Below are 10841 nucleotides of genomic sequence, written 5' to 3'. Positions count from 1 at the left end.
GGCGGGGCGTTGAATAGTGGTTATCAGCCAGCGCGAATATTCCCGCCGGCCCCGTATTCAAGCCTTCGGGCGCGCCGATGCAGGATCGTAGGGCGCGCGCAGGTGCACGCGTGCGGGCAGCAGTTCGCCGGCCAGGTCGACGTGGTAAGTGCCCGCTTCGAGCCACGCCGCATCGGCCGGCCCATCCTCGCGCGCCAGCAATGCCATGCCGACCGGGCAGCCCAGCGTATGGCCGAATGCAGCGGAACTGAGCGAACCCACCGCGCGCACGCTGCCGTCGGGGCCGGTGCGCAGCACGGCCTCTGCGCCCCACAGCATGGCGCCGCTGGCGCCGTCGACCGTCACGACCACCATGCGCCGGGTGGGAGCGCCCGCCTGCCGCAACTGCAGCAGCGCGTCCCGGCCGCGGAAATCGATGCCGCTGGCCAGCTTGCAGGCGAACGACAGTCCCGCCTCGAACGGGTTGACCGACGGCGACAGCTCGCGGCCCCAGGCGCGGTAGCCCTTTTCCAGTCGCAGCGATTCGATGGCGTAGTAGCCGGCATTGACCAGCCCGAGCGTGCGCCCGGCCTCATGCAGCGTCTCGTAGACGCCCACCGCGAATTCCACCGGCACGTACAGTTCCCACCCGAGCTCGCCCACGTAGGTCAGGCGCGTCGCGCGCACGGTGGCGTAGCCGAGGTCGATCTCGCGCGAACTGCCGAAGGGAAAGCCCTCGTTGGAGAAATCCGCGCGCGACACCTTCTGCAGCAGTTCGCGCGAGCGCGGCCCCATCACCGCCAGCACCGCGTATTGGCCGGTGACGTCGACGATCACGCAGCGCTTGTCGCCCGGGATCAGCCGCTCGATATAGCTGAAGTCGCGCGTGGTCTGCGCCGACCCGGTCACCACCAGGTACTGGTCGTGCGCCAGCCGCGTCACGGTCAGGTCGGACTCATAGCTGCCGCGTTCGTTGAGCATCGCGGTATAGACGGCCTGCCCCGGCGCTACCGCGACGTCATTGCTCATCACGTACTGCAGCACTGCCTCGGCATCGGCGCCCTTGACCAGGTACTTGGAGAACGAGCTCATGTCGAACAGCGCCACGCCTTCGCGGCAGGCACGGTGCTCGGCACCGCTCCACGGCAGCCAGTTCTGCTGGCCGAAGGCATATTCGATCCGCGGCGATGCGCCCGGCGGCGCGAAGAAGTTGGGCCGTTCCCAGCCCATCTTGCTGCCGAAGCTGGCGCGGGCATCGCGCAGGAGCGCATACAGCGGCGAGCGGCGGAACGGGCGTGCGGTCTCCAGTTCGCGATTCGGCCACGGCATCGCGTAGTGCAGGCCCAGTGTTTCCTTGACGCGGTCGTGCAGCCAGTTCTGGTTGCCGTTGAAGCCGGCGAAGCGGCGGATATCGACGGGCCACAGGTCCATGGTGGGTTCGCCCGCGACGATCCATTCCGCCAGCGCCATGCCGGCGCCGCCGGCGGAGGCGATGCCCATCGAGTTGAAGCCCGCGCCGACGTAGAAATTGCGCAGCTCCGGCGCTTCGCCGAGGATGAAGTTGTTGTCCGGCGTGAACGACTCCGGGCCGTTGTAGAACTGCTTTACCTGCGCCGTTTCGAGCGCGGGCACGCGCACCAGCGCGTTTTCCATCAGGATCTGGAACTGGTCCCAGTCGTCGGGCAGCAGCTGGAATTCGAACGGTTCCGGAATGCCTTGCATGCCCCAGGGCTTGGCGTCGGGCTCGAACCCGCCCATCACCAGTCCGCCGACTTCTTCCTTGAAGTAGATGAAGCCGTCCGGGTCGCGCATCACCGGCAGGTCGGGGTGCACGCCGGCGATGCGCTCGGTGACGATGTAGTAGTGCTCCGCCGAATGCAGCGGCACGGTCACGCCGCACATCAGCCCCACCTGCCGCGCCCACTGGCCCGCGCAGTTGACCACGATCTCCGCTTCCAGCCGGCCCTCGTCGCCGCTCTTGTTGCGCCAGCTGACGCCGGTGGCGCGGCCGTTTTCGGTATGGATCGCGGTGATCCTGGTGTCCTGCACGATGATGGCGCCGCGGCTGCGCGCGCCGCGCGCCAGCGCCTGCGTCAGGTCGGTGGGATTGGCCTTGCCGTCGCCGGGCAGCCAGACCGCGCCCTGCAGGTCGTCGGTGCGCATCGCCGGCCACAGCTCGCCGGCCTGGGCAGGGGAGATGACTTCGCACGACACGCCGTAGGCGCGCGCCACCGCGGCGGTGCGGCGCAGCCGCGTCATGCGCTCGGCGGTGCGCGCCACGGAGAGCGAACCGCATTGCTTCCAGCCGGTGCCGAGGCCGGTTTCTGCTTCCAGTTCGCTGTAGAGCTGCGTGGAATAGCGGATCAGCTTCGTCATGCTTTCCTGCGAACGCAGCTGGCCGACCAGCCCGGCGGCATGCCAGGTCGTGCCGCACGACAGCTGGCCCTGCTCAAGCAGCACCACATCCTTCCAGCCCAGCTTCGTCAGGTGGTAGGCAACGCTGCAGCCGATGATGCCGCCGCCGATGATGACGACACGGGTGTGGACGGGGAGAGTGATGGGCATGGCGGTCTCAAGGCAGCACGGATCGAGACTTGATGTTATTCCACAAAACGCCAATTAACAACACAAAATGCAACAAAAAGGGGGCTGTGCGTTGTCCTGTGGATTGCATAAATCCCTGAATACAAAGCACAAATGCCGCGTGAAAGCTGATCTGCGGCAAACTTAATTGCGTTTCGGCCGCCATGGGCTAGTGTGTAGCCATCCCGCCCCTTGCTGCTGCCCTGCACAAAGGCGCCGGGTGAGGCATTTGGGCCCGTGATGCGCGATGCTTGTCGCTGTGCTGCCGGCGCCGGGGGAGGAGAAGATGTCTCCGAAACAAGAAATCGCGCCTGCCGGCATCGGGCAGGCGGGGGAGGACGGCGTCATGCCGGACGGCGAGGACCCCGGCGGATTGCTGGGATCCAGCCAGGTGTTCCGCGAGGCGATGGCGGTGCTGGCCCGGCTGGCCCGCGTCGACGTGCCCGTGCTGATCCTGGGCGAGACCGGCACCGGCAAGGAACTGGTGGCGCGCAGCCTGCACTACCGTGGCCGGCGCCGCGACCGGCCCTTCGTTCCCGTGGATTGCGGCGCGCTGCCCGAAACGCTGTTCGAAGGCGAACTCTTCGGCCACGTGCGCGGCGCCTATACCGATGCGCGCCGCGATGCCGCCGGCCTGGTCGCGCAGGCAGAAGGCGGCACGCTCTTCTTCGACGAAATCCATGCGCTGTCCCTGCGCAGCCAGGCGTCGCTGCTGCGCTTCCTGCAGGACTTCCGCTACCGGCCGCTGGGCGCTCCGCACAGCCGCAAGGCCGACGTGCGCATCGTCGCCGCCACCAACCGCGAACTGAAGCAGGGCGCCCAGGATGGTTGGTTCCGCGAAGACCTGCTCTACCGGCTCAATGTCGCCAACGTGCGCATGCCCAGCCTGAGAGAGCGCCCCGAAGACATCCCGCCGCTGGTCGAACTGTTCGCGTCGCGCTTCTGTGCGCGCTACGGCTGGCCCGGCTGCCGCTTCGACCAGGCCTCGCTGGCGTGGATGCTGGCACAGCCCTGGCGGGGCAACGTGCGTGAGCTGGAGAACTTCGTGCAGCGCTGCGTGCTGTCGTGCGACGGGCGCGTGGTGCATGCCGAGGGCTGCACGGCAACGCCCTGCACGTCCGACCAGGCCAGTGAGGCAGAGCCTGGCATGCAGCCCTTCAAGCAGGCGCGTGAACAGGCCCTGGCGGCATTCGAGGCGGCCTACCTGCGCTCGGCACTGGCACGCAACCACGGCAATGTATCCGCGGCGGCGCGCGAGGCGGGCAAGGAGCGGCGGGTCTTCGGGAGGTTGCTGAAGAAGCACGGCATCGACCGCGCCGAGTTCTCCTAGCCGCGTTGCCGGCGCGCTTGCGATGCGGGCCGCTTCAGGGGCCGCTTCAGGGGCCAATTCAGGCCAGCGCTTGTTCGGCGGTGGCGAGCAGCGTGCCGAGCGGGATGCGCGGCAGCGCGTGGATTGCGTCGTACGCGAGCGCGAACGGGTCCAGCCTGGCCCCGGCCGGCACCGGCGCATCCATGCCCGTGACCACGAAGGCAAGATAGAAGCGCTGCCGCGGGTCTTCCTGTACCGCCAGGTGGCCGCCATGGCGGACCACTACCCAATGCGCCAGGTACAGGCCAAGCCGGTTCAGCAACCAGGTGCGTGCATCGTCCGTGGCCGCCTGCAGGTCGGTGTGATCGACAAACGCCGCGATCCGCGCAAACTGGCCTTGCGGATCGTCGTACAGAGCGCTGGCGGGCGCGATGCCGGCGACCCGCGCCAGCTCGCCCAGCAGGTCGCGCTGGCGGGACCTGAGCGTATCCAGCCAGGCGAGGCGCGCTTCCAGCGTGGGAAGGGGATAGGCGGGTCTGGTCAATGGAGATACTCGATAAAGACGATGCCTGCGTCGCGCAGCGCCTGGCGTAGTTCCGCCGCGGGCGGGGCGTCCGTGAACATCCAGCGTGGATCATAGCCCGGGACATTGTCGCGCAACCAGACATCGCGCCGGATCTGTTCGCGCAGGCGGTCGGTAAGCTCGACGCGGTTGGCAATCCCGCCGCGCTGCCCGGGCACACCGATCCAGCGCGTGTACGACTTGGCTTCCCCTGCCAGCACGCCGCCTCCGGCCTGTGGCGCGGGCACATCCACATAGCGCCCGCCGGTATTCGGCACTGGAAAGTGCTGCTGCCCCGGTGCGCCGTACACCTGCTGCAAGTGAGTCTCGCGCTCCTGCCACAGCAAGGGCTGGCGCATGCGGCTGATTTCGTCCCAGGTGAAGGTGGTCGGATTGCCGGGGCCAAGCATCAGCGGTTCGCGGGGCGGCGGCGTGACCAGCACGCGCGCGGATGCACTGCCTGCCGGCAGCGGGGGCAAGGCAGACATCGGCGCCGACGGCGAGAATGGCACCTGCGGGCCCACCGGCGCCAATGCTGTACTGGCCGCGCCGGCCTCGCCGCCGGCGGTGAGCATCAGCGGTGCGCCGCCAGCGCCGCGCGACGGTATGGTGGCGGTAGCGGCAACTCGCATGCCGCCGCCTTCGAGCAGCTGGTACAGCGTTGCGGTTTCACCCCGCACCATGATCACGACGTCTGGCCGCGAGCCGACGGTCACGAACATGGCGCCGTCCTCGGCGATCGTGATGACGTAGTCGCCCTCCTGCAACGTGCGGGCGGCGGTGGCGCCAGGGGGCGCGAGCGCGGTGCTGCCCGGCGACAGCGGCGCCGCACGCGGCATGGCGGCTCCCGCGCGGAAGGCACCGCTGAACAGGCTCAGGTAGCCGGCGGCCACGCTGACAAAGCCGTTGAGCACCATGGCGTCGCCGGCTTGCTGCTGCGCCGGCGTGAAAACGTCGTGCGCGCCGATGCCCAGTCGGTAGGCGGAGCCGATGCGCATCAATTCCTGGCCCTTCTGCACGCTGTAGTAGCCAAGCGATATTTCCAGCGCGGCAAAGAACGCGATGCCGGCCACGGAGGTGGGCGGGAAGATGGTCAGCAGCAGCGCCAGCACCGACAGCGCCGCGACCACGACGGCTTCGACCTTCGCCCAGAATGCATTGCTGTCCATCTCCTGCTGGATGGCGCTGCGGACCACCTCGTCGGCCAGCGGCAACAGGCTCTTGATGACCGGGCCGAAATGTTCATAGCCGACTTCGTTGGCGCGGATCTTGGTCACCAGCTGGTCGTAGTTGCCCTTGCGCGTGACGATCGCCGACAGGATCTGCTCGCGGATCGCCTGTGCAGTGCCGGTGCGCAGCGTATCGAGCATCCCCTCTGGCAGCACCTGGTAGCCCGAGGGGCCGAGCGCATCGATGATCGGCCCCACCCGTGCCAGTGCCTGCCGGGTGGCGGTGGGATCGGGAAACAGCTGCTGCAGTTCCGCTTCGGCCGTGCCGGCCGGCGGTCGGTACAGGCTGGGCCGGGCGAGGTCTGTGGCGGGTTGCGCAGGCGCCGCGCTCGCGGCAGGCTGCGGCGCAATCCCATACAACGCGGCCAGGTCAGGCGGGCTGGTGAGGGTTGGCAACCTGCGGAAGCGCGACGGTGGGCGGATGCCGGCGCGCAATTCGTTGGGCGTGGCCCAGGTGTCGCCGCCCAGCGCCTCGCGCTCGCTGCGCGACGCGGAGATCTGCGTTTCCAGATGGCAGCCGGTGCAGGCGCGGAACTCGCCGAAGGCCTGCCTGGCACGCAACTCGCGCATCAGCGGGTCGCGCATCTCCTGCAATTCGAAGTAGGGCCGCGACGCGCCGGATTGCGTCATACCCAGCGCGGCGATGTCTTCGCTGGGAATCGTCTCCTCGACCAGCCCTGCCCACATGCCGAGATTGCGCTTGTTGGACAGCAAGCGGTGGATGGCCGTGGTCTTTACCAGCTCCTTGAACGATGCGACGCGCTCGTCCAGCGAACCGGTGAGGTTCAGCACGGTCGGGTTGGCCGGGTCTGGCGGGGCCACGCATTGCTGCGGTTCGGCCGGGGCTTCGGCGCGGCAGACCTGGGGCGCGTCGGCGGACGGCGCCAGGCTCAGCAGGGAGGATGCGGGAGCGGTGTAAGTACCTGATGAGCCTGACGCGCTTGATGAGGCTGGCGAGTCCGAAGTCGATGACTGCAGCGGGTCCCGCCGCAAGGTCGGCTCGCCCTGCGCGCTACGGCCTTCCTGCACGACATGCGCGAGTTCGTGTCCGAGCAGCCGCTTGCCTTCGCTGGTGTGCGGCTGGTATTCGCCGGCGCCAAACACAATGCGCGAGCCGATGGCGAACGCGCGCGCGTCCAGTTTCGCGGCGCTGGCCGCGGCTTGCGCATTGTCGTGGATGCGCACCTCCGACAAGTCCGCCTGATAGCGGCCCTCGAACAGCCGCCGTGTACCGTCATCCAGCGCCCGCCCCGGACCCAGCGCGAGGTCCGGCGTCTCGGCCAGCCAGTCGCGGCCGAGCGGCTTGCGCCGCAGCCTGCTTTCGGCCCGGGCCTGGCATGCCGGGCACGGCGGCTCGCCCGGTGCGCAGGTACATCCTGCGTGGGCAGGCCGGTCGCCGGCGACGACGGATTCGGCCATCCGGTCGGCGTGGACCTCGGCGGGATCCGAGGCCGCGCCGATCAGCGTCTTGGGACGGATGGCGCCGCGTGCGCAAAGCGCTTGCATCGCCAGGTTATCCAGTTCCTTGTTCCGCTCACGCCTGCCGCTAGGCCGGGCGCTTTCCGTGCCGGGGCGATCGGTGCGGTCGGCGCGACGGGCGGGCACCGGTGGCTTGCGCAACGCCGCGCTCATGGGGTGCGCCCGGCTGCAGGCGGAGGCTCGCGCCGCGCCATGGTCAACAGCGTGATCCAACGGGCGATGGCCTGCTGCTCTTCCGTGGAGATGTCCGCTGACGACATCACCGGATCGAGCGTGGTGGTGGTCCCGAGGGTGCTGACCACGCGCGGCGCCATGGCCTGACGCAGCGCTTCGGCCTCGCGTGCCCGGCGGGCGTCCTCCGCAGCCGCCTCCGCGTTCCAGGATTCCGCGCCGCCCGGCACCGCCTGCTCAAGGATATATGCGGAGACGCCACCGGCAATCGCGCCGACGATGAAACCCACCACCGCGCCCGCGATGGTGCCGGCGCCGGGCACGACGGAGCCCGCCGCCGCCCCGATTTCCATCGAGATGATGGCGATGCCGACCGCGCGGCCGACCCGGGTGGTGACCTCGAGCCCGCTGTGCGGGCGCTGTTCCTGGCTGATGTTGTAGGCCTCCATGCCGCCCGCGAACAGCGCGGCGGGGCCGGCGCGCGCACCGAACCGGCCAAGCCCGCTCAACGGTGTACCGGTGGCGATGGCGCGCTGTGCCATGTAGTACGTCAGCCGGCTCTCCAGTGCCGATTGCGTGCCCGACACCGCGAAATCCCGTCCGCCCGCCAGCGCCAGCTCCTGGGCCCAGTCCGGGTGTTCCTGCGTGTCGACGTAGATTGTGCCGGCCGTGGTCACCACCCCGATGACCATGCCGCCGAGGCCGCCGCGGCCAAAGCTCTCGGCCGTGGCGCGGGTGGAACCGAGCCGGACGTGGGACAGGACATCCGGCTGCAGCACGGTGCCGGCCCGGTCCCCCAGCGATGCGGTGGCGACGTCGCGGAATCCCTCCAGCCGGTTGAGCTGTGCGGTTGTCACGCCGCTGCCGGTCACGCGGCCGGTGACCAGGCCCTGCGCCTGCGCACGCGCCAGGTTGTACTGCTCCGGCGTCATCGACGCGCGCGCCGCGTCCAGTTCCGCCGGCGAACGGAACGTGCGCTGGCCGGAAGCGGTCGTAACGGTAACGGGGTTGTCGGCCATGGCGGCGCCGAAGCTGGCGCGCAGGCCCCCCTCCCAGGCGGCGTCGCTGCGCAGCGTGGCCTGGAACGCGCGCACATCGTCGGCATTGATCGCCAGCATGGCATTGCCGAGTGCTTGCTGGCGCGCCGCTTCGAACTCAGGCGTGCCGCGCTGCAGCGTGGGATTGCCCGTCATCGCACGCACCGCGGACAGCATCGGGTCGCTTTGCGCCGCGGTGGTCCAGCGCGTGCCGCCGCTGCCCGGCGCGCCGGGCGTGCGTGGATCCGCCAGGCCCTGGCCGATACGCTCGCCGATGTAGCCCAGTTCGCGGCTGTCGATCTCGAGGATCCGGGTAGGGGTCGCAATGGTGGGCCCGCCGGCGGGCGTGCGCACCACATCCGCTGCGGCAGCCATGGCCGGCGCGCTGCCGATCGGCACGATGCGGCTGGCGGCGGTGCGGCCCAGCTCGGTCATGGCCAGGTTGAACTGGGCGGCGGAAATGCGCTGGTTCGGCGGATAAGTCAGCGTCGATCCTGCCACGGTGAAGGTGGACGCAGTCGGTGCGCGTGCTGCCAGTTCCGCCAGGCTGCTGCACGTCACCGTGCTGCCATCGCGCAGCGTGAGCTGGACCGGCGAGGCCAGCAGGGCCTCCGTGTAGAGCGCGCGATAGCCGCCGCCGCGCGTGATCATACGGTTCGTGCCACCCGGCGGCGCGGCATTCGGGTTGGCAATGGCGCCGCGCAGCATGGCGAGGTCCGCGTCCGGCACGGCGAACATGGTGTCCGACAGGAAGCGCGCCTGCGCCTGCTGGTACGCGGGCGTGCCCGGGGCCAGCGCTGCATTGCCGCTCGCCTGCCGAAGGTGCTGGAGCACCGGGTCCGTGCCCGCGGGTGCGCTCGTGCGCCGGCCCGCCACGTCGAGCAGCGCCTCAAGCTTCGCGGTGTATTGCCGCTGCCGCGTGTCGTAGTCGGCGGAGCCGCTGGTGGTCACGGAGATCGGCTGGATATCCAGGATGCGCGGTATCCGTCCCGCGCCCGGACCGAAATCCACCACGGGGAAATTGCCGCTTTGCGTCCGGCCGCTCACGTCGACCCAGGGCACCCGGTTCAGGTCCTGCAGGCCGGTGCCCCAGCCGGTGCGCCAGTCGCTGCCCATGCCGATCTCGCCGACCCGCCCGCGGAAGTTGGTGTCGGTCAGGTCCAGCGGCAGTTGGCCCGGTGCCGTGCCGGGCCCATACGGCCTGAAGCCACCCGCCAGACGGTAGTCGAGAAATGGCGTGCGGCCGATCCCGCTCTGCACCGGCAGTGACAGCCCGCGCTGCCGTTCGGCCGTGATCGCGCGCTGGATCAGGTCGGCACGGTTGGCGATCAGTCCCTCGGCCTGCGGTCCACTGATGGTGCGATAGCCCAGCGTCGCCACGTAGGCACGCACCTGCCGCGGCGTCATGATCGCGCCGCCCAGCGTGACATCCGCCATGCCCATTGCCGACGCGGCGTTGGTGGTGACGATCTCGATGATGCCGGGCGCGCTGCCGCCGCGCATCTGGCAGAGCGCCGACGGCGAGCTGTCGGACCGTTCGGCCAGGAAGACAAAGCCGCGTGCGATGCGCAGTGTCCGCTCCGCCGCGATCGCCCGCTGCAACTGCTGCCAGCCCGCGGTTTGCGGACTGGTGGCGGTGGCCCGCGCCAGGAACGTGGTGGCTTCGAGATCCCGCGCGATCAGGTCGGCATTGGTCAGCGTGCGCGCATCGGCAGTGGCTGGGTCGAATGCGGCAGGGGTGGACGGGGTCGGGGTGGCGCTCGACGATGTCGGCGGAGCCGATGTTGTCGATACCGCGGCTGGCAACATCGAGGCCGATACGCCGTCGCCGCTGGCGGGCGTGGCCAGGGTGCCTTGCGCGCCGGTCTCCTGCCGACCGATTGCGGCAGCCTGGCGGCTGCCCGGGCGGGCTGTGCCATGCTCGCCCTCCAGGACGCGTGGGCCCAGCGCATGCGCCTCGCGTTCGGCGGCATCGTCATGGCGGCTCAGGCGGCGCAGCTGCCCGGTGCCGAAGGCCTGGTTTTGCGCGGCATGCACCAGCTCATGCCCGAGCAGTGCGCGGCCAGCCTGGGTATCCGGCGCCCAGCGCTCGGGCCGGACGAAAACATGATTGCGCCAGGTCAGGGCATCCGCCCGGCTCCTCGCCGCCAGCGCGCCGGCGGCGCTGCCGTAATGCAGCCGGACGCTGCCGAGCGGCAGGCCCGTCGATCCTTCCGCAGCATTGCGCATGGCACCCGGCAGCGGGCGGCCGGACCCTGCCGACGCCGCTGCCGCGGCGGCTTTGAGGCCGTCATCGGGCGCGGCCGGGCTGGCGGCTGGGGTGCCGGCGGGCGGGGCCAGCAGACGTTGCACTGCCTGGTTGCCCAGCGCGGTCAGTGGGGCCGGCCCGTGGTTGCTCGCACCCCTGGCCGCGCCAGCGCCAGGGTCGGGCTGACTGCTGCGGCCGGGGGCGGAATGCGGAGCGGCCTTGCGGTTGTCGTTGGCTTTCATGG

The 10841-nt window shown here is 70.0% G+C and carries 5 protein-coding genes; 1 reads left to right on the top strand and 4 read right to left on the bottom strand.

Annotation, left to right across the window (positions count from 1 at the left end; translation table 11 throughout):
• Window positions 1–57: 57 nt before the first annotated feature.
• The gene (locus tag VSR71_RS22985; protein WP_342916108.1) at window positions 58–2544 is read right to left on the bottom strand and encodes an FAD-dependent oxidoreductase; all 2487 of its coding nucleotides are present in this window, start codon (window positions 2542–2544) and stop codon (window positions 58–60) included.
• Window positions 2545–2848: 304 nt separating this feature from the next.
• On the opposite strand from VSR71_RS22985, the gene VSR71_RS22980 reads away from it, so the two are divergent.
• Window positions 2849–3892 (top strand): sigma-54 dependent transcriptional regulator, encoded by a 1044-nt coding sequence (locus VSR71_RS22980; RefSeq protein WP_342916107.1) that lies wholly within the window; start codon window positions 2849–2851, stop codon window positions 3890–3892.
• 58 nt (window positions 3893–3950) lie between these two features.
• On the opposite strand, the gene VSR71_RS22975 is transcribed toward VSR71_RS22980, so the two are convergent.
• The 3 genes from VSR71_RS22975 to VSR71_RS22965 are packed head-to-tail and all read right to left on the bottom strand — an operon-like array spanning window position 3951 to window position 10839.
• Entirely contained in the window at window positions 3951–4415 is a 465-nt protein-coding gene (locus VSR71_RS22975; protein ID WP_342916106.1) for a hypothetical protein, read from the bottom strand.
• A complete protein-coding gene (locus VSR71_RS22970; protein WP_342916105.1) occupies window positions 4412–7294 on the bottom strand; it encodes a DUF4157 domain-containing protein in 2883 nt (960 codons plus the stop codon). Before VSR71_RS22970 ends, VSR71_RS22975 begins: the two co-directional genes overlap by 4 nt.
• Window positions 7291–10839, bottom strand: coding sequence for an eCIS core domain-containing protein (locus VSR71_RS22965; RefSeq protein ID WP_342916104.1), 3549 nt, complete (start codon window positions 10837–10839; stop codon window positions 7291–7293). Before VSR71_RS22965 ends, VSR71_RS22970 begins: the two co-directional genes overlap by 4 nt.
• Between the last annotated feature and the right edge of the window lie 2 nt (window positions 10840–10841).

This window comes from Cupriavidus oxalaticus (genome assembly GCF_038900635.1).
Classification (GTDB): Bacteria; Pseudomonadota; Gammaproteobacteria; order Burkholderiales; family Burkholderiaceae; genus Cupriavidus; species Cupriavidus oxalaticus_B.
The sequence above is the reverse complement of the archived record's forward strand: the minus strand, read 5'-3'. Positions and strand labels throughout refer to the sequence as shown.

What these genes read in the sequence shown, in the direction of transcription:
- VSR71_RS22985 (WP_342916108.1), bottom strand. Translation starts at nt 2,544, where the DNA reads ATGCCCATCACTCTCCCCGTCCACACCCGTGTCGTCATCATCGGCGGC.
- VSR71_RS22980 (WP_342916107.1), top strand. Translation starts at nt 2,849, where the DNA reads ATGTCTCCGAAACAAGAAATCGCGCCTGCCGGCATCGGGCAGGCGGGG.
- VSR71_RS22970 (WP_342916105.1), bottom strand. Translation starts at nt 7,294, where the DNA reads ATGAGCGCGGCGTTGCGCAAGCCACCGGTGCCCGCCCGTCGCGCCGAC.
- VSR71_RS22965 (WP_342916104.1), bottom strand. Translation starts at nt 10,839, where the DNA reads ATGAAAGCCAACGACAACCGCAAGGCCGCTCCGCATTCCGCCCCCGGC.